The following is a 23025-nucleotide window of genomic DNA, read 5'->3' on the forward strand; positions in this document are numbered from 1 at the left end:
CGATTCTCGGTCCGAATTTCGGCGAGTGGATGCTGGCGCCGACCGGTCGGTGAGTGACGGCCACGGCTCGAATGCAGTGCAAGAGTGACGACCGTCTTCGGAGACAGCCGTCGAACAGGCGGGAACTGAACCGCCAAGAGAGATGGCTCGGGCATCCTTCCAGTGCGAAGGACGCCGTCGGCAGGTGGTGGATGTGGTGGGGTGCCTAAGGTCGGGAAACTCCCGACATCGGAGCCTACACGTGTACAGCACAAGGTGATGTCGCCTACGAGGTTAGGACGCGGACTACTCCACGTCCCGTACGTACTCGGTCCGCGTCTCGAACAGGTCCGTGAGTAGTTTGAGCTGGGCCGCTCGTAGATGCTCGTGGAAGGTCGGCGACGAGATGTTCAGCGTGGCCGCGATCTCCTCGGCGTCGTTGCGACGAGGCCACTCGAAGTACCCGGCGTGCATCGCCGTCTCGATGACCTCACGCTGTCGTTCGGTCAGCTTCTGTTCCAGGGTGGAGCGGAACTCCACGATACGGCGTTCCGGACGTTCGTGCTCGCGCTTCGCGAGCAGCTGTACGGAGTCGAAGCGAGCGTCGACGACATCGACGACCGTCCGGATCGAACTGGACCGTGGGAGCTCCACCTGTACGTAGCAGGCGTCCCCCTCGAAGGACAGCTCTCTGACCGTTCCACCGTGTTCAGCGATCATCGTGGATACCGGCGGGTCTGCGATGGTCGTCGCGACCGTGTACTCGTCGTCGTTCTGGTCGATGATGGCGATGGTTTCGACCCAGTCGACGTCCTCGATGGCCGCCTCGAACGCGGCCGGGTCCGAGAGATCCTGCACCGACGCGTAGTAGGTGAACGTGTGGTCGTCGACGGCGGTCGCACCCTCGATGGTCATCGAGACGCCAGTCTGGTCGATGGCCTGGAAGAACTGGTTCGACGGGTCTTTGATCTTGAGTTTGAGCTCAATCGCCTGGTCGGCGATGAGGGCCGCACGTCGTTCCGTCGAACTGTACGCGAGCCCGAGTACCGAACCCAGCTGCGAGAGTGAGTCCACGACCTCGTCGGTGAACACGTTCGGCTCGGGGGCGTAGACGTTGACGACGGCGTAGGTCGTCCCCTTGAACGTCGCCGGGACGGATGCGGACGATCGGAAGCCGGCCGCGAGTGCTCGTTCTCGCCACGGTTCGAACTCAGGTGCGTCGCGGATGTCGTCGACCACCTGAACCGACCCCTTCCGTACCGCGTTCCCGCCGGGGCCGGAACCGTAATCATCGGTGCCCGTGGACACCGATATCTGCTCCGCGTAGTCGGTATTACCAGCGGTGGCAGTGGGGTCGAGCTCGCCCGTCGACGCACGATGGCGGCCGAGCCAGACGTACGAGAAGAGTGGAGATTCCTGCAATCCGTCACAGACGAGTTGCTCTATCTCCTGTTTGCTCGCCGCGGCGGCCAGCGCCTCGTTGATTCCGTGGACGACCGAGTTGAGCTGAGTGAGATGTGCCAGGCGGTCTCGCTGCCGTTCGGCCGCCGGCCGAGCACCGGCATCGACGAGGAACACCGAACAGCCACTCTCTCCAGGGACCACCCGGGATGCGTACCGACGCTCGGAGCGGCCCAGGTAGAGGACGAACGATTCAGGGGACCCCCTGTCGACCGCTCGCTCGGCCCACTCTCGAACGGTCGACCCGGGACGGGGCGAGAGGACCGTTTCCACGTCCTCTCCTCGAGCCTCCTCGAGGGTCGTCTCGAACAGTGACGCAGCCCGTTCGTCGAGGTAGTCGACACGGCAGTCCTCGTCGACGGCGACGAAGGCCTCGGCTGACGACGTCTGGTCGTCGGTTGCCGTCCGAACGACCTCCGCGAGGTTGACTGGCTGGCCCGGAGCGAGTCGGTGGACGGCCGCATCGGGGAACGGCTCCGGTCCCCCGCTGTCGTCGTCCCGCCGCAGGAACACGAACGGGATGTCAGCGTGTTCGCTGCGGAGTGAACGTAACCGTCTGGTATTGTCGTTGGGTTCGAATGCCTCGCCAGCGACGACGCAATCGAAGCCACCAGCGTCCAGTCGGTCGCCGAGTGAGGTGACCGACTGCGCCGTAGAAACGGAGACGGACCACCCCTCGCCACCAGCTGCTGGTGGCTGCCGTTCTCTCCCTGTGGAGAGATAGAGAACCCTGTAGTCGGCGACCATAGTCTTGGGCAATATCCATTCTCTAGCACGTTAAATGCATCGTACCCGACCCGTCCCAAACCGGAGGTTTACTCACCTGAGTCTGGTGGTTTCGTCGGATAAACGGTACCGTTTCTAAGACAGTTTGATATAAGTGTCCGGGAGATCCCGGACCAAGATTAATACATGCCCTCGGATGCGAGAGAGAGACCGTCGAACGTTTCGAGCTCGTGTAACTCGTCAGCGCGCATCTCGATGGTCTCGCGGTAATCTGCGACTCGGTCGCGGAGTTCGACCAGCTCCGCTGGCGGTGGTGACGAACTCGACTCGCGCGCAGCTTCCAGCACCGCGAGCGTCGAGCACATCGAGTAGTACTCCTGTACCTGCTCGTCGAATTCGCGGAGTGCGAGCAGGTCGTCGACGGTGTTCTGGACCGCTCCCCGGTCGACCGGCTTGACGAGGTAGTCGTCGAAGGACATCTCCACCACGCTCATCTCGGGTTCGACGGCAGTCACCATCGCGACGCGGGCAGTCGGGTCGCGGTCACGAAGCCGCCTGAGGACCTCGTCGCCCGACATAGAGGGCATCCGCCGGTCCAGCAACACGACGTCGACGTCGGGTCCGTAGTGCTCGAGAGCCGCAGATCCGCCGTTCGCGATGCGTACCTCGTACTCTTCGCAGAGCCAGAGCTTGTACGTCTCTGCGAGGTCGCGGTCGTCGTCGACGGCGAGGACGGTCGGTCGGTCATCGCTGCCGACCGTCGATGGGGAGTCCGTTTCGAGCATAGATCACGTTGGCCAGTAGTTGATGACAGTTATATACAGACCCTCGAATTACCCTCGCCTAAGCTTCTAGGCCACACCAGACCGCCGCGCCTATCAGCCTCCAGCCCGGAGGTCGTTCCGATGAGCGACGGTCTTCGCGTCGAGGTCCATCCCGGCCGAGAGGCCGTCGTCGACTTCGACCCGGACCTGACGTTCGAGTGTATCGACGATTGTACGTGGTGTTGTACCCACGGTGTCCTGCTGTACGAACCGGACTTCTTCGAGCTCGCGGAACGGGCGAACCTCAACGAATCGACTACCGAGTTCCGCGGTCACGACTTCGTCCGGACAGAGGAGAAAGACCGCGACGAACACGTCGACGAGGACGGCCGTGCTTGCTACTTCCTCCGAGAGGACGGGCTTTGCTCGCTCCACCTCGAACACGACTGGAAGCCCGCACGCTGTTCCGTCTTCCCCCTCGCGGTGACGGTCGAAGACGGAGACATCCACGTCGACATCCGCGACACCGCCCACGAGCACTGCGAGGGGCTCGACGTCTCGGAACGGAAGGTCGTCGACAACCTCGACGCGTTCCTCCCCGAGGTGTTGTGGGAGATAGAGGACCCGACGAGCGACGTGGAGCTGTAGCCAAACTGGGCTAGGTCGGCCATTCTCCCGGCCAGGAACAGAACCCCAAGATGGCGACCGACCATGACTCGAATGCCACCTACGAACGCCAGCTTCAGCGACGAGTCGGACTGGCCGACCGGTGACAACCCGCGGGATGACGTCGAACACGTCGGCGTCCTCAACAAGGGGATGAACGTGTTCTACCAGCCGAACTCGTCGATGTTCTTCACCACGGAGGTCGACGAAGAGCGCGAGGAACACACGTTCGTCGAAGGGACGGACCGCGAGCTACGTCCAGGGGAGACGCTCGGAGAAGCCATCGAGTCCGTCGGCGAGAAGACCGGCTGGGAATCGCTGTCCGAGTGGGCGGAGAACCACCTCGAGTCGGACGAGAGCTGACAGGCTCAGCCGACGAGCAGCCACGCCACGAAGACGACGCCACCGCCCAGGAAGGTGCTGCCGACCGCGTGGTAGCGGAGGCGGTCGAGCAGGTGGTGCGCGTTGTCCGAGACCTGGGCGACCTCGTAGACTTCCCCCCCGAGTTCACACTTCGGCAGGAAGTCCATCGCAACGTGGAGGAAGACGCCCGCCGCGAAGCCGAAGACGGCCGCCGTGAGGAGCGGGTCGCCGGAGAGGTCGAGGAAGCTCGCCGGGATGGCCGTCAGACCGACGCCCGCCGCCGGCAACAGGAGGACAGAAGCGTCCTTCCCGTTCGCGGCGAGGCGTCGAGCCGCCGCATAGCCCGCGGGACCTTTGTGCGAGACGATCGCGAGTCCGAGGCCGATTCCCAGCGGCGGCATCGTCCCGTAGACGATACCGATGATGGCCCCTGCGGCGAGCGCGTGCGCCGTGAGTTCGACGGCCGTGTGGTCGAAGCCGACGTCGATGTGGGCGAACCGGTGGCCGATGGTGTGCGAGCCGAAGCCGACCAGCAGGCCCGCCGCGACGCCCACGCCGGCGTACTTCATCCCGACGCCTGGGTTCGCTGCCTGCTGTGCGAGGCCGAACGCCTGCGGCAGCAGGAACATCGCCGCACTCACGACCATCGCACCCGAGGCGAGGCCGTAGCCCCAGACCAGCGCCTTCGCGTGCTGGTCACGGGCGCGGACGCCCAGCGGGATGGCGACCGCCATGACTGTGAACGCGACCCACGCGATACCGACCGGTTTCAGCGCGTCCGTGGATTCGGCCGAGACGAACGCCCCGACCGAGAGCGCGACGAGGAGCGCGGTGGCTCCGAGACCGACGGAGGAGACACCCCCGCCCAGCTTGTTAGAAACGTACTCTGTGGTACCCATCTTGTTAGTAACTACAATAACGACCTTAATAACTGGTTCGGTCGGTGGTCACGGCCGGGCGAGTCCCCCCTCAGCCCGGCGAGGTTTACCCTCTCAGCGCGTCGAAGCCTTCCACTCACGCAGGCCCACGACCCGTCCGTCGAGGTCGCCAGCGGGACAGTCCGTCGCGGCCCAGACGAACATCGGAGCCACGTCCGCCGGGTCACGGCCACCCTCGCCGGAGAGGTCGGTGGCGACCTTCCCGGGATCGACCAGCCCGACGGTGAACTCGCTGTCGACGGCGAATCCACGGACGATAGCCTCCGCAGCGGCCTTGGAGACGGCGTACGAACCGAGTCCGGGTTTCGCCTCGCGGGCGACCGCTCCCGTCGGCACCAGCACGCGAGCACCCTCGTTCAGGTGCGGTAGCGCTTCGCGGACCGTCGAGAACACGCCGCGGGCGTTCGTCCGCAGGTGGTCGTCGAACGCCGAGTACGACTCCTCCGTGAGCGGCGTCTCGCCCGGGAGTCCGTGGTAGACCCCAGCGCAGGCGACCACGTAGTCGATGCCGCCGTTCTGGCCACCCCTGGATGCCGTCTCGAACAGACGCTCGACGTCGAACTCGTCGCGCACGTCGGCCCGGACGGCGGTCGCGTGACCACCCTCGTCCTCGATGGCGGCGACGACGGCCGCCACGTCCGCCTCCTCCCGGGCGGTACAGACGACGTGTGACCCGCGTCTGGCGAACTCGCGTGCAACTGCTTCGCCGATTCCGCGACTCGCACCGGTGACGACCGCTGTCGTTCCGTTCATGGCTACGTATTGGCACCGCAACCGCAGGAACGCATCGGTCCAGACGGTTCCATCGAATCCGGCGACACACCCGGTCTGAGGGTCGAGAGGCCGCCCTCCAGTGATGCACCGTCGCACGCGCCGAACCAGATGCCCGGCGTCTTTATCCGGTTCTCGTCACAAGGATGTGGTATGAACTCCCTCTCCGGCCAGTCGGTGCTCGTCGTCGGCTCCGGCTTCGGCGGCCTCTCGACGGCCTGCTATCTCGCGGACGCGGGTGCCGAGGTGACGGTCATCGAGAAGAACGAACAGCTCGGCGGTCGTGCCTCGGTCCTCGAACGCGACGGCTTCCGCTTCGACATGGGTCCCTCCTGGTACCTGATGCCCGACGTGTTCGAGCGCTTCTTCGGCCACTTCGACCGAACGCCGACGGACTACTACGGGCTCGAGAAGCTCGACCCACACTACCGCATCTTCTTCAAAGACGGTGACCAGGTCGACGTGACCGGGGACCTGGAACGGACGAAGCAGGTGTTCGAGTCCTACGAGGAGGGGGCGGGCGACGCGCTCGAAGACTACCTCGAGAAGTCGAAGCTGAACTACGAGGTCGGCATGGAGCACTTCGTCTACGAGGACCGCGCCTCGGTCCGGGACTTCGTCGACCTGGACGTCGCGAAGCAGGCGCGCGGGCTCGCACTGCTCGGGTCGATGCAAGACCACGTCGAGAAGTACTTCGACCATCCGAAGCTCCAGCAGGTGATGCAGTACACGCTGGTCTTCCTCGGCGGCTCGCCGAACAACACGCCGGCGCTGTACAACCTGATGAGCCACGTCGACTTCAACCTCGGCGTCTGGTACCCCGAGAACGGCCTCGGCGGCGTGGTCGACGGCATCGTCGAGATGGCCCAGGAACTCGGCGTCGAGTTCGTCACCGACCAGCCCGTGACGGCCATCAAGGGTCGCGCCGGCGGCTTCCTCGTCGAGACGGCGACGGGCGCGAAGTACACGCCCGACCTCGTCGTCAGCGACGCCGACTACGCCCACACCGAGCAGGAACTGCTCGACGAGCCGAAGCGCCAGTACGACGCGGAGTACTGGGAGTCGCGCACCTACGCCCCCTCGGCCTTCCTCATGTACATGGGCGTCGAGGGCGACGTAGACGAACTCGCCCACCACACGCTCGTACTGCCGACCGAGTGGAACGAACACTTCGGCCAGATATTCGATGACCCGCAGTGGCCGACGAACCCGGCGTACTACCTCTGCGTGCCCTCGAAGACCGACGACTCGGTCGCGCCCGAGGGCCACAGCAACCTGTTCGCGCTGGTCCCCATCGCCCCCGGCCTGGACGACGACGACGAGACCCGGGAGTGGTACCGCGACCTCATCCTCGACGACGTCGCAGAACATACCGGCGTCGACCTCCGGGACCGCATCGTCCTCGAGGAGACGTTCTCCGTCTCGGAGTTCGCGGACCGGTACAACTCGATGCGGGGAACCGCGCTCGGGATGGCCCACACGCTCCGTCAGACCGCCCTGTTCCGCCCCCCACACCGCTCGAAGAAGGTCGAGGGGCTGTACTTCACCGGCTCGTACACCACGCCCGGCATCGGCGTCCCGATGTGCCTCATCAGCGGGGACATCACGGCCGACTGCGTGCTGTCGGATTTCGGTGAGTGATGACGGACGTGGCGAGTCGGCTCGGAACCGTCCTTCCCTCCGCTGAGACGCTCCCGGGCTACCTGCTCCGCCTCTCGCGACCCCGGTTCTGGTTCTACCTCGCCGGGCCGGTCGTCGTGGGCGTGAGCTACGCCGCCGCCACGCCAGCGGAGCTGTTCTCGCCGGTCGCCATCGTTCTGTTCCTGTACTTCACGCTCCCGGCGAACGTCTTCCTCTACGGCGTCAACGACGTGTTCGACCGCGACGTGGACGCCGCGAACCCGAAGAAAGAGGAGAAGGAGGTCCGGTACCGCGGCAGCAGAGCGGTCGACGCGGCCATCCTCTGCTCGGGACTCGTCGGCCTCCCGCTGTTCCTCGTGCTTCCCGCTCCTGGACAGGTCGCACTCGCCACGTACTACCTGCTCGCGGTCGAGTACAGTGCGCCCCCACTCCGGTTCAAGACGACCCCGTTCCTCGACTCGCTCTCGAACGGGCTGTACGTCCTGCCGGGCGTCGTCGCCTACGCCGCCCTCGCCGGCGAGTACCCGCCCGCGCTCGCCGTCCTCGGCGGCTGGCTCTGGACGATGGCGATGCACACGTTCTCCGCCATCCCGGACATCGAACCGGACCAGGCGGCAGGCATCGAGACGACCGCCACGCTGCTCGGCGAGTCCCGGACCTACGCCTACTGCGGGCTGGTCTGGCTCGCCGCGGCGGTCGCCTTCGCTCTCGTCGACCTCCGACTCGGCCTCCTGCTCGGCGTCTACCCGGTCTTCCTCGCGGGCGTCGCCCTGTCCGACGTGGCGGTCGACCGCGCCTACTGGTGGTTCCCGGTCGTCAACACGCTCGTCGGCATGCTCCTCACGATGGGCGGGCTGTGGGTGATGTTGTATGGCTGAGCTACAGGAGTCGACGACGTCGTTCGACAGGGCCGAGCTCGAGTCCCGCCTCGACGCCCTCGTCCGCGAGCACCGCTTCACCATCGCGGTCGTCTTCCCCATCGTCGGCGCGATAACGCTCGTCGCGAGCACGGAAGGGCTCCTGCCCGAACCGCTCGCCTACAACGCGTTCTTCATCCTGTTCGGCGTCCTCGTGATGCGCCTCCCACTCGTGGCGGGCGTGCTCCCCCTCGTCGGGAAACGGGCCGCCGCCAGTCTCGGCCTGCTCACGCTCTACGCCTACGGTATCGAGCTCGTCGGGGTTCGAACCGGCTGGCCCTACGGCGAGTTCCACTACGAGATATCGCTCGGGCCGATGCTGTTCGGCGAGGTGCCCCTCGGCCTCCCGGTGTTCTTCTTCCCGCTCGTCCTGAACGCCTACCTGCTCGTCCTGCTGCTACTCGGTGACGGGGCTGCGAACCGACTGGTTCGCATACTGGCGACCGTCGGCGTCGTCCTCCTGACCGACCTCGTCCTCGACCCAGGGGCCGTCGCTGTCAACTTCTGGGAGTACGCCGCCCACCCGGACGGCGTCGGCGGCTACTACGGCGTCCCGTGGTCGAACTACCTCGGCTGGATGCTGTCTGCGACCGTCGCCGTCGTCGCCTTCGACGTCGCCTTCTCGCGGGCCGACCTGCTCGCCCGACTGGAGTCGTGTGACTTCATGCTCGACGACCTGGTGAGCTTCGTCGTGTTGTGGGGCGGCATCAACGCAGTCTACGGGAACTGGATCCCGGCGGTGCTGGCGGTCGGGCTCGGCGTGGGTCTGCTGAAGACGGACAGGTTCGACTTCGAGGTGGGTGACAGTGCGGTGGTTCGGGCGGTCAGGCGAGGGTTGTGAGGCGGGCGATTCTGTCGGTCTCGGCCCAGTGAAACTGCCGGTGGACCCGGTTCGAGAGCTCCCGACGAATGAACAGAACAATTACAAGTAGAGACCGAGAACCGCAGCTATGGATACCCGAGCTCTCGCGCAAGGAGTCGCGATCTATACGGTAGTCGCTGGAGCCATCACGGTCGGTGCCGTCTACTTCCTGACCCACTCGGGACTCTACACCGTCGCGTTGACCGGTATCGGTGTGGTGTTGGCAGTGTTCGGCGGCGCATCGGGCGGGACGGTGGTCGCCGGCGGCCTTGGAGGCACGGAAGAAGCAGGAAGTAGCGAAATGATGAGCAAGGACATGAAAGTCGGGCCGACGACGGGGAAGTTCGACAACGGGGTCCTGATGATCCTCTACGGGTTCGGACTGATACTGTGGTCGGTCGTCGTCCTCACCTTCTTCAGCTCGGGATTGCAGTAAGCCTCCTGCGCTACTCGACGGCTGGTTCTTCGCTGGGAGTCCGGAACGGTCGGTGACTATCTCGGGAACACGTTCTGTGGGGCTGGCAATCCAGATTTGTCGACGACCGACGAGGCGCAGATGGTAGACTCAGAGGGTGTATTCATCACGCCAACACGGCAATTTTCGTCCCTCTCACCTTTAGAATGGGTCGATTGGCCTCGGTTCTCAGAGGGGGAAACCGGGTTTGCACCCGTGTACCCCGGGCGTCCAGTCATCATCTCCCCCGGCCTTGGTCACGATCTTGTACCCGGTGATGGCGCCACCGCAACTGAGCGACTTGATCGCGCGATATTGCTCTTCGGGTTCGTCGTAGACGAGGACCACAATTGCCTGGTTTGGAGCAACCTTGTCGATGCTGAGAGTCGTGTTCTCACCCGGCTCGAGGGTATATTGGCCGATAACACGTGCAGAATTGGGGAATTTTATGTTGACGAATTTATTGTTGCTCGTGGTGATAATTGTAGAAGAACCTGGACGGACTGTACTGTTGAACTTGTCCCCGTCTTCACGAGTGACAGTCAGGTTCGTCGCTACATCGACTACGGCTACTTCGAATGTTTCGGTAATTGTAGCGTTGTTGACTAGCTTGACAGGTGCAGGTTCCTCTTGATTGGGTGGGTCTCCCAGCGGATAGCTGCTACACCCAGCCAGCACCACCAGGCAAAGAACGCCAGCCACGACCATCATTCTTCGAGGCACACCTCACCGACATCCACACACACCTTAATTATCCTGTCGATAACTCAACTGAAACCACCAAACGCGACAAACTCATCTGGGTGGGTAGATGGCCAGATTTTGGGGAATGTTCTTGTATCTACCCACCATAGGTGAGAGTATGTCTGAGGCAACGCTGGACGGACGTGGTCGTCTCACGCTCCCCAAAGAGATCAGAGAACGATATGGTGAACACTACCATATTGTCCAACTTCATGACGGTATCAAGTTGGTTCCAATCGAGGACGATCCGCTCGATGCCCTCCGTTCTGAGTTCGCGGACGTCGAGAAGACAGCCGAAGAACTCCGCCAGCAAGCGCGTGACGCAGCGCTAGACGAGGCTGGCCGCTAAATGTACGCAGAAACGGACTTCCTTCTGGCACTCATCAAGGACGAAGACTGGCTCGGTGACGCCGCAGAGGCAGTCTACCGAGACCATCAGGACGAACTGTGGACGTCCCAGTTCACACTCATCGAACTTCTCATGGTGGCGTACCGTGAAGACCGAGATACTGAACGAGTTATCACAAATGCGGCCGCTCTGTTGGAAGTGCGTGGTGACGTGGATACGGTCGTCGCAGCTGCGACTTACGTCGAAGACCACGGATTCACACCCTTCGATGCGCTCCATCTCGTCGAATCCGATGGTGACACCATCGTCTCGAGTGATGAGATGTACGAATCGTTTGCTCCACGACTCGACCTGAAGGCACTTCAAGACGAGTGACAGCGGTTCACCGGAGGTGCCACATACGTGCTTTCGGCTTCACGGTATGACTACTGTACTAATTGTTGTTAGATGACGGCTGCTGAGCTTAGAGGTTAAATCCACCAACTGGTTCCACACTCATGGGCCCCTGTGGTCCAGTCATCTGAGCCTCCCGATTGGGAGGTTGCCCGCACGCCACGGATGGGGCCTTCACAACTGACGGTGTGAATCGCCCGGTAGGACTGCTCTGGGTTATCGTAGATGAGGATGACGATTGCTTCGTTGGGACCGACCCCCTCTACGGAGACGGTTTCCTCCTCGCCCGATTCAAGCGTGTAGTTTCCATGGTGGTGAGCCGAATCCGGAAACTCAACTTTGATGTTCTTATTCTCAGTTGATGTCTTCGTTGTAGAGGAACCTGGGGGGATTCGAAGTTCGTATGTCTGTCCCTCTCTTCGTGTAACAGTCAAATTCGCGCCCACGTCAACGACTGCGATGGTGAACGTCTCGGTCATCGTCGCGTTGTTCACGAGCTTCACCGGTGCGGGTCTTCTTGCGGTGCAGGGGGCCCAGCGGGCCAGCACTACAGCCAGCGAGGACCACGAGAATCCCGAGAGCCAGCAGGCAGTCCCTCACTGTCTCGTCCATCTCTACTGTCTATGTCTGAGTGGTCCCGCTTAGTTACCCATTCGCAAACATCGTTTCAAACCGACTCACTGTCGGGCACGCGGTGACAGATTCGCCCCCTCTATTCAGCATGGTGCTGAGAAAACCACACGAGACTGTCAGGAACATCGGCGGTTCACTCCACTCCAGGTCTCTCAGCCCAGACTCACCGACGAACCGCATCTGCCCGTATTCACCACGGACACTCTCCGTATCCGGCCTCGTCGACGGGTCCATCGGCGCTTCCCGACCCCGGAACCGCACCAGCCAGAAACGGAACACCGTCCCGCTGTCCACGAGCCCGTGGAACCAGCGTCGCGTACTTCCCGATACCGATGGGCCGGACGTTCCGGAAGAACGTCTCGTAGTTCCCCTCCTCGACGACGTACAGTTCGGCCCAGAAGCCGACGCCACCGTCGTCGTTGACTGTCTCGTCGTACCACTTCCACGCCGGAACGTGCCGACCGTCGGGGTCGTTGGCGAACCGCTTCAGGTCCTCCAGCGAGCGCCAGTACTGGATGGCGGCGCCGGTTCGCGGCCCCATGAACGCGGGCTGGTACCCGAGGAAGCCGCTGTCCGGGTCGGCTTCCAGCTCGTCGAACATCCTGGCGAGCTTGCGCCCGGCCAGCAGCCACTGGGGGATGGCCCGGAGCTTGTTGAGTCGCATCCCGTTGATGTAGACCACGAATCCGCCGTCCACGTCCGCGACCAGCCGGTCTGTGTCCTGCAGGCTCATCGGTTCGCCTGTACCCCGGCGCTCGCCTCCCGCTCCTCGACGAACCGCCGCGTGCCCCGCCTGACGATGGACGGGAACCGCTGCGCCACGGCCAGCCCGATTCTGGTGACCCAGTCGGCCATGATGACCGGCTTCGTCGACTCGATCTTGTCCGCCAGTTTCCGCCCCACCTCGGCAGGGTCGGCCATCTGGGAGTCCGGGTAGCCCAGCTCGAGCGCCGAGCGCGTCGCCGCCAGCCGGGGGTGCATCACCGTCACCGCGACGTTCGAGTCCTGCAACTCGAGTCGCAGCGAGCGGGTGAACGCCTCGATGGCACCCTTCGAGGCACCGTAGCCCGTGAGACCCGGGTTGCCGACCAGGCCGACGCCGGAGCTCACGTTGTGGATGATGCCCTCGTTCCGGGCCAGCATGTGCGGCAGGACGGCGTGGACGGTTCGGAGGTAGCCGAAGACGTTCACCTCGAAGGTATCTCTCACGTCCGCGACGGTCTGATCCTCGAAGAACCCGAAGTTGAGTATCGCCGCGTTGTTGACGAGGATATCTATCCGGCCCCACTCGTCGACGACGGCGTCGATGGCCGTCTGTACGTCGGTGTCGACCGTCACGTCGCACTCGTAGAACCGCAGGCTGTCGGGGTGGCTGTCCTGCAGCGTGCGGAGGTTCGTCACGTCCACGTCCAGTCCGGCGACGCGGTAGCCGTCGTCGAGGAGGGCGCGCACCATGTGGTGGCCGATTCCCTCGTTCGCGCCGGTGACGACGACGACCTTCCCCTCGAGGATTTTCCCGTTCTCTGAGTTGTTCATGATGGAGACTATACGCGTCGCTAGAGCATCACTATCGTGATGGTTCTCACCGCGAGAGAAGCGCCCCGACAGCTGTCGGACGGTGAAAGAGAGAGTCGATTACCGCGTCGGCCACCAGCGCGCCCACCCCGCCTTCTGCTCGTGCGTCCCGGCGTCCTCGCTCACCGGTATCGCACTCACGCGGTGGAAGACCGTCTCCGGGTCCTTGTTCCACAGCCAGTGCCAGCGGGTCTTGGCGACGAGGGAGAGCTTGCGCGCCAGCGAGAGGTCGGGCTCGAAGGTGATGGTGTCGTAGTCGACCGCGCGTATCGTCCGGTGGTGCTCCGCGTAGAGGACCGCGGCGAGGAGGACCGCGAACTGGCAGTCCTCGGGGAGGTACCGGATGCCGGCGACGCCCTCGCGGTAGAGGTCCTCGGCGCGGCGCAGTTCCGCCTCGACCGCGGCTCTGGCTCCGTCGCTTGCCTTCAGCGCGAGTACCTCGTCGGTCGAGACGCCGTGCCGGGCGAGCGTCTCCACGGGGAGGTAGACCCGGTCGCGGTCTACCACGTCCTCGCGCACGTCGCGCAGGAAGTTGGTCAGCTGGAACGCCTCTCCCAGCTTGATGGCGTGTGGGAGCGCCTGCGCGTATTCGTCCTCGTCGAGGTCCATGATGTCGGTCATCATGACGCCGACGGCGGCGGCAGAGCCGCGCATGTACGCCTCGAGGTCGGCGTACGTCTCGTACCGGTCGGTGTGGATGTCGCTCGCCATCGCGTCGACGAACTCGTTCACCCACTCGTCGTCGATGCCGTGTGTCTCGCGCAGTTCGGCGAACGCCGAAAGCACGGGGTCGTCGGTCGGCTGGTCACCGAACACCTGTGCCCGCAGCTCCTCGAGCCGGGCTGCCTGTTCGTCGGGCGTGTCACCGTCGGGGTCGTCGACGACCTCGTCGGCGATGCGGAAGAAGCCGTAGAGGACGTACGTCGGGTGACGGATACGTTTCGGGAGCAGCTGTGTCGCGATGTGGAACGTCTTTCCAGTCTTGCGCTGGATGGTCTTCCCCGTGTGTACCTGTGTATCGTTCATTGTGGCAGAGTGGATTGTAGAATCCCACGGACCGCGTCCGTTCGTGGTAAGCCATACGACATGTAGGTAAATAGCCTGCGTGCACAACAGGTAAGGTATCCTCGCGCCGGCGGCGGGTGTTCGAGTCCGGTCACCGAAGGTATCCCCACGACTGGAGCTTGTCGCCCTCGGTCACCCACCGGTCGCCGATGTCGTCGCGATAGTACATGTTCGGGAGAATGATGTTCTCGATGCGGCGGTACGCCTGCGCCTGCGCCTCTCGCATCGACATTCCCCGACCGGTCACCACGAGCGGGATACCGGAGTTACCGGCGACCCGCCACTGTCCATCCGCCGGTGTCACGCCCTCGGCGGATCCGTCGGGGCCGACCCGACGGGCGTCTTCGATGTGGACACCAGCCGGCCGCTCGCCCTCGAACGACTCGCGGAAGACGATGGCGGCGTTCCGGGAGTTCTCGACGAAGGTCGCGTCGTCGTTGAAGGGGAACGGCGGCAGACAGATCCGGACGCCAACCTGAAAGCCGCGGTGGACCCGAAGGTCCGGGTCGTTCCCGTGGGCGATGTCGTAGAAGAGGTCGGCGATGGGTGTCTTCATCCCCTCCTCCTGGATGAAGATGCCGGGGTAGCCGAAGCGGGGGGTGAACTCGAGCGGGTAGATGCCTCGTCCGTTGACGATGCAGTTGAGGTCGATGTAGCCGACGTACCCCTCCTCTGCGAGCGTCTCTTCCATGGGCGCAAGCGTCTCCTCGAACAGCATCGTCGGTTCCGTCCAGAACATCGAGGTGCCCATCTCACCCGTCGGCGGCCCGACGTTGCCCGGGAACAGCTTCTTGTGCTCGAAGTTCACGTTGACCGGCTCGACGAAGGCGTTCCCGTCGAAGAACGCGCCGATGGCGACCTCGACCCCGTCGGCCCGGCGCTGAAGCTCGAACGCCTTCATCCGGTGCCCCCACGCCTTCTCGTACGCCTGGAGCACGTCGATCACGTCGCCGCCGTCGTCGTCCTCGCCGACGTAGACGAGCCGCTTGACGTTCTGCACCTCCCCCGAGGGCTTGATGACGTAGCGGGCCGGGTTCTCCCGGACGAACTCCACCGCTTCGCCGAAGTCGGTGAACTGCCGTCGAGGGAGGATGTTCACCCCGTGGCGTTCGAGCTCCTTCTGCCCGAATCCCTTGTCCTCCTCCAGCCGGTCGGTGTACTCGGTGCCACCGACGACCGCGACGCCTTCCTCCCGGAGCCGTTCGGCGTGGGTCCCGTGGCCGAACACGTCGTCGAAGACGACCACGTCCGCCCAGGCCACCTCGGACTCCCAGTCGTCCGTCTTCTCGACGAACCCGTCGGCGATGTCCCGTTCGGCCTCGTTCTCGATGTAGTACCGGACGTCGTGCCCCTGTTGGCGGACTCGCCACGCCACGTCACCGACGAGTCCGTCGATGGAGACGAAGAGGAAGTTGTGTCGGTCCATAGTGGTGAGTCGCGCGTGGAGAAGTGGTAAGTGTTTGGGAGGTGATGAGACAGCTCGCGTTCACGCGGCGGCCGAACGCACAGTGATCGGACACTGGTAGCGGCGCGTCGGACCGTACCGACACTTCCTCAGCAGCGGTTGTGCGGCCCGTGTCTGTCACCCGAGAACTCGTCAGCAGGAGCCACACGCATGTTCAGTTCCAGCAGACGGATCGGGGCAACCCTTCGTCTGTTGGGTCTCGTTTTTCCGGTACCGATACTGTATCACTAGCCGTCATGAAGTACCTGCTGGCGACGGACTGCCCACGGACGACCGAATCGGCCTGCGACTACCTCAACACGCGCCTCGATACGGGCGATACGGTCCACGTTCTCGGCCTCGCGGAGGGTCACCGGTCGGAGTCCACGACCACCGCCGCCGCACACCTCCCCGACGGAGTGACGGTCACGACGACGACCTGGGACGGCGACTCCATCGACGATCTCGTCGACGCCGCGTCGACCGTCTCGCCCGACGAGTTCGTCATCTGCACCGGGAGCAGAGACGTGGCTGCCGACGGCGGTCTCGACGCCCACGTCGGGTCGCTCCTCCAGCGCACCGACTGTCCCGTTCGCGTCGCGACAGGGCACTGAACCGGTCCCCACTCGCCGCGAGCAGCTACCGCGAGAGCACCCATCCCCCGCTGACATCCGGCTTCGACGGCCAGGTCGTACCCGCGACAGCCCATCCGGAGCCACGACGGCACCGGCCTCACGCGGCCTCGACGATATCGGCCCTCCCAACACGCCCGTTCTGGCCGGCACGACGCTCGCTGGGACTCGGTCACTCGTTCTCCGCACCGTCGATACGTACCTGAAGAGCGACAGAACCAGAGAAAGTTAAGTGAGTAGATGCGCGACACAGATTCGATGCGACTGACAATCTTCGCGGTGGGCCTCGTCGTGCTGTTGGCACCGGTCGCCGGGACCACCGCTGCGGCAGGTGGGGCTGCTGAAGACGTGACCCTCAGGGTGACGGTCGTCGATGCGACCGGTACTGGGCTGGGTGACGCCGAGGTGACGGTGACGTACGACGACGAATCGCAGACGCGGGAGACCTTCTCGAACGGAGAGACGCTGTTCGACGTACCGAAGGGGGCGACGGTGCAGATAGCCGTCTCTCACCCCACGCTCGTCAAGAACCGGCCGAAGACCATCGAGAGCGTCGACTCGAGCACCGACACGACCATCACGATGTACGAGCCGGCGACAGGGACCATCACCGTCGAGGATGCCGACGGCCCGGTCGCGAACGCCAACGTCAACATCTGGAAGGACGGGACGGGACTCCCGGCGGCCGGTGGGAAGACCGGGAGCGACGGGACGTTCACCGCGGAGAACGTCGAGACCGGGAGCTACCTCGTTGTCGTCGAGAAGCCAGGCTACTTCAAAGAGCGCAAGACCATCTCGGTCTCGGGCGAGACGAGCGAGACGATGACCCTCGAACAGGGCCGGGTGACCGCGACGTTCACCGTCGTCGACCCGCACTTCGAGGAGCCCAGACAGCTCCAGGCACTCATCGAACTCGCCGACGACTCGGGGACCGCCGGCTCGGTTCGGACGGACAGGTCGGGAGCCAGCGGCCTCACGGTCGACGTCAACACGAAGTACACCGTCACGGTCAGCAAGGACGGCTACGAGACGAAGGAGCTGACCATGTCGGTGAAGGAGGACGACCTCTCGCGTACGTTCGAGATACTCCGAACGCCGACGCTCACCGTCGAAGCGGCCAACGAGAAGGTCGTCGTCGGGGAGACCGTCGGCGTCACCGTCACCGACGAGTACGGTGAGGTCGTCGAGGGTGCGGAGATACAGGTCGACGGCTCCGGGGTCGCCACGACCGACGAGAGCGGTGAGGCGACGGTCGAAATCCAGACCGCCGGCGACGTTGAGATAGTCGCCGCCAACGGGTCCGTCGTCTCCGAGGCGATAACCGTCCAGGGCGTCGACCCATCCACCGACACGCCCGAACAGACCAGCGCGCAGTCGACCGAGGACCCGTCCGAGACGGCCGGGTCGACCACGGCAGCTGGTGAGGCAGGGGACGAAAGTGGGTCGACCCCCGGGTTCGGCCTCGGCGGCGCACTGCTCGCACTCGTGGCGGTCGCCCTCGTCGCGACTCGTCGTAGCTGAAGAAGGGGTTCTCTCGTCCACGCTCCTCTTCTCTACTCTACTCCCCCCTACTCTCGCCCGAACAGCTCACCGTGTCTCGACGCGAGGTCCGTGTACGCGCCCGACGAGTAGGCGTCGGCAATCTCCTCGGGGTCGATAGCCGTCTCCGAGAGCGGGATGACCTCGGCAGGCACACCCCGGACGAACGATTCGTCTGGGATGGTGTAGCCGTCCGGGACGACCGTCCCGGCCGCGACGATGCAGCGTTCTCCCACCGTGACGTCGGAGTTCAATACGGCGTTGATGCCGACGAGCGAGCCCGTACCGACGTCGGCGTCGTTCAGCACGGCCCCGTGGCCGACCATCACCCGCTCACCGACCCGAGAATCGTGAAAGACGGCGGTGTCACCGACGTGCGACTCGGCACCGACGCGGACCGGGCCGACGTCACCCCGGAGGACGACTCCCGGCCAGACGCTGGCGTCTTCCTCGACCGTGACGTCCCCGACGAGTGTCGCGTCGCGAGCGACGTAAGCGTCCTCGTGGATGTCGGGTGCGGTTCCCTCGAACTCGTACTGTCGGCGGTCTCCCATGCCTGGCAACGATACGCGCCAGTGACAAAACAGTTCGCCCGGAGCCACATGCAACGGTTTCACCCCGATTCTCCCGATTTCTGGCGGTACATCCGTCGAAAACTCGTATCCTAGCAAACATTTACTATGCGAGCCGGCGTATCGTATCAGCGTATTAATGAGTCACGATGAACCCACCCGAGAGTTGCACGACCCCTCGCCGGGACGGGACAGTTCCACGCCCGCGCCAAAGACGACGCCCGATACGACGGACGGGAAAGCGGGACCGGCGGACGAGTCGAACACCACGTTCGGCACCGAGAAACGCGTCGCTACCGTAGGTCGCCGGGAGGTCACCCTCGAGACCATTCGCGCAGAGGCACTCGGCCGAACCTTCCCCGGTGGGCGTGATGGCGAAGACGGGGAGAACGCGCTCGACGTCTTCCGCGTCGATGGACTAGGGCGAACCTACTCAGGTTCCGACGCGGAGGAGACCGGACTCGACCGCTACGCTGGACCAGCGGGCGGAATCGTCGACGAAGCGGACCTGGTACCCGCCACACCTCCCGCGTTCGACGTCGGCGCGTTCTGCGTCGAGTCGCTCGCCAACACGTTCGGCGGTGGCATCCGCCCGTTCGACGAGGAGACCGGGCTCGTGCCGGTCACCCCTCGAGCGTTCGACGCTGCCGCATTCCGGACGAAAGCACTGGGACACACCTTCACCCGGGCCACCGCCCAGCCCGCAGAGACCGACGCGCCGCCCGTCGAACCCACCGAAACCACGCCGCCCACCGTCGACCCGGCGGACCTCGTACTCTGGGCCGAACAGCGGAGCGGCCTCTCGAAGGAGGAGATAATCGAGGTCATCCTCACCGACGTCAAGCAGTACTACGCCGGCGTCACGCTCGACACGGCGTTCGCCGACCGACCGTCAGACGAGTTCATCGACAATCGCTGGTTCGACTTCTCGTACCTCGACGACCTGCTCGAGGTCGAGCGCTACTGGGTGAACCGCCCGTACGCCTACGCCTCGGTGCTGTTCAGTCCCGACCGGAAGGAGTTCCAGTACGAGGTGACCGAGGTCTCACTCGACGGGTTCGAACGCTACGTCCGCGAGGACCTCACGCGCATCCTGCGCAACAGCCTGATGTACCACGACGTGGGCGAGGGCAAAGAGCGCGAGACCATCTTCGAGGAGAAGGCCAAGGAGATAATCGCCGAACACGCCGCCACGGTCGAGAACGGCAGCATCTACAAGCTGCTGTACTACCTGCTCCGTGACTTCCTCGACTTCGGGAAGCTCGACCCCATGATGCGCGACCAGCGCCTGGAGGACATCTCGTGTGACGGCGTCGACGTCCCGGTGTTCGTCTACCACGACACCTACCGCGACCTCCGGTCGAACGTCGTGTTCGACCGCGACCGCCTCAGCTCGTTCACCGTCCGGCTCGCACAGCGGGCCGGGAAACACATCTCCGTCTCCGACCCGCTCGTCGACGCGAGCCTCCCGGACGGCTCGCGCATCCAGCTGACGCTCGGCTCGGACATCGCGACCCGCGGCTCGAACTTCACCATCCGCAAGTTCGCCGATGTACCGTACACGCCGGTCGACCTCATCAAGTGGAACACCTTCGGCATCGAGCAGATGGCGTACTTCTGGCTCGCCATCGAGAACAACAAGTCGCTCGTCTTCGCGGGCGGCACCGGCTCCGGCAAGACGACGTCGATGAACGCCATCGGCTTCTTTATCCCGCCGAACTCGAAGGTCGTCTCCATCGAGGACACCCGGGAGATAACGCTCCCGCACGACAACTGGATCCAGTCCGTCTCGCGGCCCGCCGTCACCGAGGGTGGCCGCGGCGAGGTGTCGATGTACGAGCTGTTGCAGGCCAGCCTGCGCCAGCGCCCTGAGTACCTGCTGGTCGGCGAGATACGGACCGAACAGCGCGTCGGGCTGACATTCTTCAACGCCATCGCGACGGGCCACACCTCCTACACGACCATCCACGCCGACTCCGTCGAGGGCGCGCTCTCCCGGCTCGAGAACGCACCGCTCTCGATACCGGTCCAGATGGTACAGGACCTCGACGTCATCGCCATCCAGCGGCAGATATTCGCAGACGACACCCGCGTCCGGCGCAACCAGGTCGTCGCCGAAATACTGCCCGGTGACGACCCGACCACGGTCGAGACGCGCGAGGTGTTCCGCTGGAACCCCCGAACCGACACGTACGAACTCGTCGGCGAATCGCACCTGCTGGCGGAGATAGCCGACGAGCGCGGCTGGACGACGGCGGAGCTCGAGGCGGAGCTGAACGTCCGCATCGAGGTCCTCCGGCACCTGGTCCAGAACGACGTCACCGACTACGACGACGTCACCCACACGATCCACACGTTCCAGCGCGACCGCGACGCCGTCCTCGACGCCATCCGTGAGGACGACCTGAGCGAGCGGGTCCTGGCGAGGGCGCAATGAGTCTCGGGGGGAAGGGGAAACGGGAGGGAATCCTCCTCAACGACGGCGGCATCGAGACGCCATTGAGCGAGGGGCAAACGCCGCTGCCCGACTACGAGGTCAGTCAGTACTTCCCGCGCTCGCGGGAGATGACGCCCGACGAACGGCGCGAGCTTCGCGACCAGTACGGGGTCCTGCGGACGTACTTCAAATCACGTCCAGGGGAGTACCGCGACATGCAGCGGTGGCTCAACCAGGCTCGTATCGGGACGACCTACGACGTCTACCTCACCCGGAGTGCCATCCTCGCGATGGCCGGTGGCGCCGTCGGCGCGCTCGTCGGTCTCGTACTCACGCTCTGGCTGGCGAACGCCGGCCTGCTGGCGACCGTTTCGTCGCCCGTCGGTGCCCCCGGCGGACTCGGGACGGTTCTCGCGGCGAACCGGACCGTCATCGTCGCGGGAGGGTCGATGCTCGGCCTCGGCACGACCAGCGGAGCGGCCATCTGGCTCTTCCGCTACCACTACCCGCGAAACGTCGTCTCGAACCGGAAACGCGCCATCAACGTCGTCTTGCCCCACGCCATCACGTACATGTACGCGATGAGCTACGGCGGGATGAACCTCGTCGAGGTGTTCAAGGCGCTCGCCGCGTCCGAGGACACGTACGGAGACGTGGCGGCCGAGTTCGACATGATCGTCCGCGACATGGAGCTGTTCGGGAACGACCTGTTCACCGCCATCCGGAACGCCCGCAACCTCACGCCGAGCGACAACCTCGAACAGTTCCTCGACGACCTCGTGAGCATGCTCGACTCCGGCGGGGACGTCACCAGCTTCTTCGAGGACCAGGCGTCACACTACGCCGCGACCGCGAAGGAGGAGCAAGAGGAGTTCCTCGAGACGCTCTCGGTCCTGTCCGAGATCTTCATCGTGGCCTTCGTCGCCGCACCACTGTTCGTCATCGTGACGCTGATGGTCATCAGCTTCCTCGGCGGATCGACGCTGAGCCAGATGGCGGTACTCATCTACGTGGGCCTGCCGCTCGGGATGGTCGGTTTCCTCCTGCTCATCGACGTGCTGTCGGCGCCGTTCGTCCAGCACGGCGGGCTCGAGCTCGACGAGGAAGAACTCCTCGCGGTCGCGACCGACGACGTCACGGCCGACGAACGGTACACGGCGTACCGGAAGGACCTCCGGAAGGAGCGCGTCGTCGAGTTCCTCACCGACCCGCTGGCGTCGGTCAAGGCAAATCCGTACGTCTCCCTCGTGTTCACCGTCCCGGCGGCACTCGTACTGGTCGGTGCACTCGTCGCACGGGGCTGGGCCACGGCATCCATCGACGCGTTCACGACCGAACCGGTCACCACGACCGTCGCGCTCGTCGTCTTGCCGCTCCTGGTGGTAACCGTCCCGCTGTCGGTGTTCCACGAGCGGAAACGCCGCCGGGAGAAGGTGCTCGGGGCGCGGTTCCCCGACATGCTGAACGTCCTGTCCAGTGCGAACTACATGGGAATCCCGTTCATCGACGCGCTCGACATGGTCGCGCGCTGGTCGAAGGGTGCACTCGCCGACGAGCTCCGCGTCGTCCGCAACGACATCCGCTGGAACCACAACCTGACCGGCTCGCTCGTCCGGCTGGGCAACCGCCTCAAGGTGCCACACCTGACCCGGACCATCAAGCTCATCGCCGAGGGAGGTCGCTCCAGCGGCGACATGTCGAAGATACTCGCCATCGCGGCAGAGGACACCCGCAACCGCCACCGAATCGACGAGGCTCGACGCCGCGCGATGTCGTCGTACATCGCCATCGTCGTCATCGGCTTCCTCGTCTACCTGATGGTCATCGTGCTCATCGGGGCGAGCTACCTCGGTCCGATCGCCGAGACCGCGGGGACGACCGAGACCGCCGCCGAGGTGGCAACTGCACCCGGAATCACGTCGCTGAGCAGCGTGCCCATCGACACCTACCAGGCGCTGTTCTTCCACTCCGTCATCATCATGGCGCTCGGAAGCGGCCTGCTCGCGGGGAAGCTCTCGGACAACGACGCCCTCTCGGGGTTGAAGTACAGCATCGGCCTGGTCGTCCTGTCGCTTGCGACGTTCGTCCTGGTCTGAAGGG

23 protein-coding genes are annotated in these 23025 nt (G+C 64.5%); 12 read left to right on the forward strand and 11 right to left on the reverse strand.

Going from position 1 to position 23025, the window contains the following annotated elements; translation table 11 throughout:
• Positions 1-285: 285 nt before the first annotated feature.
• Together ACSC1Y_RS05130 and ACSC1Y_RS05135 are read right to left on the reverse strand one after the other, a co-directional pair.
• Positions 286-1953: a bacterio-opsin activator domain-containing protein gene (locus ACSC1Y_RS05130; RefSeq protein WP_435333612.1), complete on the reverse strand. Its 1668-nt coding sequence runs from the start codon at positions 1951-1953 to the stop codon at positions 286-288.
• Between the two features lie 392 nt (positions 1954-2345).
• Positions 2346-2951: a response regulator gene (locus ACSC1Y_RS05135; protein ID WP_435333613.1), complete on the reverse strand. Its 606-nt coding sequence runs from the start codon at positions 2949-2951 to the stop codon at positions 2346-2348.
• A 120-nt stretch (positions 2952-3071) separates the two neighbouring features.
• Here ACSC1Y_RS05135 and ACSC1Y_RS05140 point away from each other — a divergent pair, with 120 nt between their 5' ends.
• Entirely contained in the window at positions 3072-3578 is a 507-nt protein-coding gene (locus ACSC1Y_RS05140) for a YkgJ family cysteine cluster protein (protein ID WP_435333614.1), read from the forward strand.
• 72 nt (positions 3579-3650) lie between these two features.
• Positions 3651-3959, forward strand: a complete 309-nt coding sequence (locus ACSC1Y_RS05145; RefSeq protein ID WP_435333615.1) for a hypothetical protein — start codon at positions 3651-3653, stop codon at positions 3957-3959.
• 5 nt (positions 3960-3964) lie between these two features.
• On the opposite strand, the gene ACSC1Y_RS05150 is transcribed toward ACSC1Y_RS05145, so the two are convergent.
• On the reverse strand, positions 3965-4858 hold the full coding sequence (locus ACSC1Y_RS05150) for a ZIP family metal transporter (RefSeq protein WP_435333616.1): 894 nt from the start codon (positions 4856-4858) through the stop codon (positions 3965-3967).
• A 93-nt stretch (positions 4859-4951) separates the two neighbouring features.
• Entirely contained in the window at positions 4952-5650 is a 699-nt protein-coding gene (locus ACSC1Y_RS05155; protein ID WP_435333617.1) for an SDR family NAD(P)-dependent oxidoreductase, read from the reverse strand.
• A gap of 171 nt (positions 5651-5821) precedes the next feature.
• On the opposite strand from ACSC1Y_RS05155, the gene crtID reads away from it, so the two are divergent.
• From crtID to ACSC1Y_RS05175, 4 genes are all read left to right on the forward strand, one after another.
• Entirely contained in the window at positions 5822-7309 is a 1488-nt protein-coding gene (gene crtID, locus ACSC1Y_RS05160; protein ID WP_435333618.1) for a bifunctional phytoene desaturase/3,4-desaturase, read from the forward strand.
• On the forward strand, positions 7309-8187 hold the full coding sequence (locus tag ACSC1Y_RS05165) for a prenyltransferase (protein WP_435333619.1): 879 nt from the start codon (positions 7309-7311) through the stop codon (positions 8185-8187). Before crtID ends, ACSC1Y_RS05165 begins: the two co-directional genes overlap by 1 nt.
• A complete protein-coding gene (cruF, locus tag ACSC1Y_RS05170) occupies positions 8180-9067 on the forward strand; it encodes a bisanhydrobacterioruberin hydratase (protein WP_435333620.1) in 888 nt (295 codons plus the stop codon). Before ACSC1Y_RS05165 ends, cruF begins: the two co-directional genes overlap by 8 nt.
• 109 nt (positions 9068-9176) lie before the next feature.
• Positions 9177-9524, forward strand: a complete 348-nt coding sequence (locus ACSC1Y_RS05175; protein WP_435333621.1) for a DUF8070 family membrane protein — start codon at positions 9177-9179, stop codon at positions 9522-9524.
• Between the two features lie 207 nt (positions 9525-9731).
• Here the strand turns inward: ACSC1Y_RS05175 and ACSC1Y_RS05180 are convergent, their stop codons facing one another.
• Positions 9732-10253, reverse strand: a complete 522-nt coding sequence (locus tag ACSC1Y_RS05180) for a hypothetical protein (RefSeq protein ID WP_435333622.1) — start codon at positions 10251-10253, stop codon at positions 9732-9734.
• A 151-nt stretch (positions 10254-10404) separates the two neighbouring features.
• Between ACSC1Y_RS05180 and ACSC1Y_RS05185 the strand changes: the two genes are divergently transcribed.
• Together ACSC1Y_RS05185 and ACSC1Y_RS05190 are read left to right on the forward strand one after the other, a co-directional pair.
• Positions 10405-10635 carry an AbrB/MazE/SpoVT family DNA-binding domain-containing protein gene (locus ACSC1Y_RS05185; protein ID WP_435333623.1) on the forward strand — a complete coding sequence of 77 codons (231 nt, stop codon included), beginning with the start codon at positions 10405-10407 and terminating at the stop codon, positions 10633-10635.
• The gene (locus ACSC1Y_RS05190; protein WP_435333624.1) at positions 10636-11010 is read left to right on the forward strand and encodes a PIN domain-containing protein; all 375 of its coding nucleotides are present in this window, start codon (positions 10636-10638) and stop codon (positions 11008-11010) included. It begins immediately after the preceding gene.
• Between the two features lie 95 nt (positions 11011-11105).
• On the opposite strand, the gene ACSC1Y_RS05195 is transcribed toward ACSC1Y_RS05190, so the two are convergent.
• From ACSC1Y_RS05195 to ACSC1Y_RS05215, 5 genes are all read right to left on the reverse strand, one after another.
• On the reverse strand, positions 11106-11507 hold the full coding sequence (locus tag ACSC1Y_RS05195; protein ID WP_435333625.1) for a hypothetical protein: 402 nt from the start codon (positions 11505-11507) through the stop codon (positions 11106-11108).
• Positions 11508-11851: 344 nt separating this feature from the next.
• Positions 11852-12394 carry a DUF4188 domain-containing protein gene (locus ACSC1Y_RS05200; protein WP_435333626.1) on the reverse strand — a complete coding sequence of 181 codons (543 nt, stop codon included), beginning with the start codon at positions 12392-12394 and terminating at the stop codon, positions 11852-11854.
• The gene (locus ACSC1Y_RS05205) at positions 12391-13197 is read right to left on the reverse strand and encodes an SDR family NAD(P)-dependent oxidoreductase (protein ID WP_435333627.1); all 807 of its coding nucleotides are present in this window, start codon (positions 13195-13197) and stop codon (positions 12391-12393) included. The genes ACSC1Y_RS05200 and ACSC1Y_RS05205 overlap by 4 nt, the downstream gene beginning before the upstream one ends.
• Before the next feature lie 99 nt (positions 13198-13296).
• Positions 13297-14262 carry a phytoene/squalene synthase family protein gene (locus tag ACSC1Y_RS05210; protein WP_435333628.1) on the reverse strand — a complete coding sequence of 322 codons (966 nt, stop codon included), beginning with the start codon at positions 14260-14262 and terminating at the stop codon, positions 13297-13299.
• Positions 14263-14392: 130 nt separating this feature from the next.
• Positions 14393-15727, reverse strand: a complete 1335-nt coding sequence (locus ACSC1Y_RS05215; protein ID WP_435333629.1) for a phosphoribosylamine--glycine ligase — start codon at positions 15725-15727, stop codon at positions 14393-14395.
• A 275-nt stretch (positions 15728-16002) separates the two neighbouring features.
• Between ACSC1Y_RS05215 and ACSC1Y_RS05220 the strand changes: the two genes are divergently transcribed.
• Positions 16003-16359, forward strand: coding sequence for a hypothetical protein (locus tag ACSC1Y_RS05220; RefSeq protein ID WP_435333630.1), 357 nt, complete (start codon positions 16003-16005; stop codon positions 16357-16359).
• Between the two features lie 276 nt (positions 16360-16635).
• On the forward strand, positions 16636-17898 hold the full coding sequence (locus ACSC1Y_RS05225) for a carboxypeptidase-like regulatory domain-containing protein (protein WP_435333631.1): 1263 nt from the start codon (positions 16636-16638) through the stop codon (positions 17896-17898).
• Positions 17899-17945: 47 nt separating this feature from the next.
• Here ACSC1Y_RS05225 and ACSC1Y_RS05230 read toward each other — a convergent pair whose 3' ends face one another.
• Positions 17946-18470: a gamma carbonic anhydrase family protein gene (locus ACSC1Y_RS05230; protein WP_435333632.1), complete on the reverse strand. Its 525-nt coding sequence runs from the start codon at positions 18468-18470 to the stop codon at positions 17946-17948.
• A 157-nt stretch (positions 18471-18627) separates the two neighbouring features.
• Between ACSC1Y_RS05230 and ACSC1Y_RS05235 the strand changes: the two genes are divergently transcribed.
• Entirely contained in the window at positions 18628-20925 is a 2298-nt protein-coding gene (locus ACSC1Y_RS05235; RefSeq protein ID WP_435333633.1) for a type II/IV secretion system ATPase subunit, read from the forward strand.
• Positions 20922-23021 (forward strand): type II secretion system F family protein, encoded by a 2100-nt coding sequence (locus ACSC1Y_RS05240; RefSeq protein ID WP_435333634.1) that lies wholly within the window; start codon positions 20922-20924, stop codon positions 23019-23021. The genes ACSC1Y_RS05235 and ACSC1Y_RS05240 overlap by 4 nt, the downstream gene beginning before the upstream one ends.
• The last annotated feature ends 4 nt before the right edge of the window (positions 23022-23025 follow it).

Origin of the sequence: Haloarchaeobius lipolyticus (assembly GCF_051208015.1) — an archaeon.
Lineage (GTDB): Archaea > Halobacteriota > Halobacteria > Halobacteriales > Natrialbaceae > Haloarchaeobius.

Excerpts from the sequence above, each read along its gene's own strand:
- ACSC1Y_RS05135 (WP_435333613.1), bottom strand. The coding sequence starts at position 2,951 with ATGCTCGAAACGGACTCCCCATCGACGGTCGGCAGCGATGACCGACCG.
- ACSC1Y_RS05140 (WP_435333614.1), top strand. The coding sequence starts at position 3,072 with ATGAGCGACGGTCTTCGCGTCGAGGTCCATCCCGGCCGAGAGGCCGTC.
- ACSC1Y_RS05145 (WP_435333615.1), top strand. The coding sequence starts at position 3,651 with ATGCCACCTACGAACGCCAGCTTCAGCGACGAGTCGGACTGGCCGACC.
- ACSC1Y_RS05150 (WP_435333616.1), bottom strand. The coding sequence starts at position 4,858 with ATGGGTACCACAGAGTACGTTTCTAACAAGCTGGGCGGGGGTGTCTCC.
- ACSC1Y_RS05155 (WP_435333617.1), bottom strand. The coding sequence starts at position 5,650 with ATGAACGGAACGACAGCGGTCGTCACCGGTGCGAGTCGCGGAATCGGC.
- crtID (WP_435333618.1), top strand. The coding sequence starts at position 5,822 with ATGAACTCCCTCTCCGGCCAGTCGGTGCTCGTCGTCGGCTCCGGCTTC.
- ACSC1Y_RS05165 (WP_435333619.1), top strand. The coding sequence starts at position 7,309 with ATGACGGACGTGGCGAGTCGGCTCGGAACCGTCCTTCCCTCCGCTGAG.
- cruF (WP_435333620.1), top strand. The coding sequence starts at position 8,180 with ATGGCTGAGCTACAGGAGTCGACGACGTCGTTCGACAGGGCCGAGCTC.
- ACSC1Y_RS05175 (WP_435333621.1), top strand. The coding sequence starts at position 9,177 with ATGGATACCCGAGCTCTCGCGCAAGGAGTCGCGATCTATACGGTAGTC.
- ACSC1Y_RS05180 (WP_435333622.1), bottom strand. The coding sequence starts at position 10,253 with ATGATGGTCGTGGCTGGCGTTCTTTGCCTGGTGGTGCTGGCTGGGTGT.
- ACSC1Y_RS05185 (WP_435333623.1), top strand. The coding sequence starts at position 10,405 with ATGTCTGAGGCAACGCTGGACGGACGTGGTCGTCTCACGCTCCCCAAA.
- ACSC1Y_RS05190 (WP_435333624.1), top strand. The coding sequence starts at position 10,636 with ATGTACGCAGAAACGGACTTCCTTCTGGCACTCATCAAGGACGAAGAC.
- ACSC1Y_RS05195 (WP_435333625.1), bottom strand. The coding sequence starts at position 11,507 with ATGACCGAGACGTTCACCATCGCAGTCGTTGACGTGGGCGCGAATTTG.
- ACSC1Y_RS05200 (WP_435333626.1), bottom strand. The coding sequence starts at position 12,394 with ATGAGCCTGCAGGACACAGACCGGCTGGTCGCGGACGTGGACGGCGGA.
- ACSC1Y_RS05205 (WP_435333627.1), bottom strand. The coding sequence starts at position 13,197 with ATGAACAACTCAGAGAACGGGAAAATCCTCGAGGGGAAGGTCGTCGTC.
- ACSC1Y_RS05210 (WP_435333628.1), bottom strand. The coding sequence starts at position 14,262 with ATGAACGATACACAGGTACACACGGGGAAGACCATCCAGCGCAAGACT.
- ACSC1Y_RS05215 (WP_435333629.1), bottom strand. The coding sequence starts at position 15,727 with ATGGACCGACACAACTTCCTCTTCGTCTCCATCGACGGACTCGTCGGT.
- ACSC1Y_RS05220 (WP_435333630.1), top strand. The coding sequence starts at position 16,003 with ATGAAGTACCTGCTGGCGACGGACTGCCCACGGACGACCGAATCGGCC.
- ACSC1Y_RS05225 (WP_435333631.1), top strand. The coding sequence starts at position 16,636 with ATGCGACTGACAATCTTCGCGGTGGGCCTCGTCGTGCTGTTGGCACCG.
- ACSC1Y_RS05230 (WP_435333632.1), bottom strand. The coding sequence starts at position 18,470 with ATGGGAGACCGCCGACAGTACGAGTTCGAGGGAACCGCACCCGACATC.
- ACSC1Y_RS05235 (WP_435333633.1), top strand. The coding sequence starts at position 18,628 with ATGAGTCACGATGAACCCACCCGAGAGTTGCACGACCCCTCGCCGGGA.
- ACSC1Y_RS05240 (WP_435333634.1), top strand. The coding sequence starts at position 20,922 with ATGAGTCTCGGGGGGAAGGGGAAACGGGAGGGAATCCTCCTCAACGAC.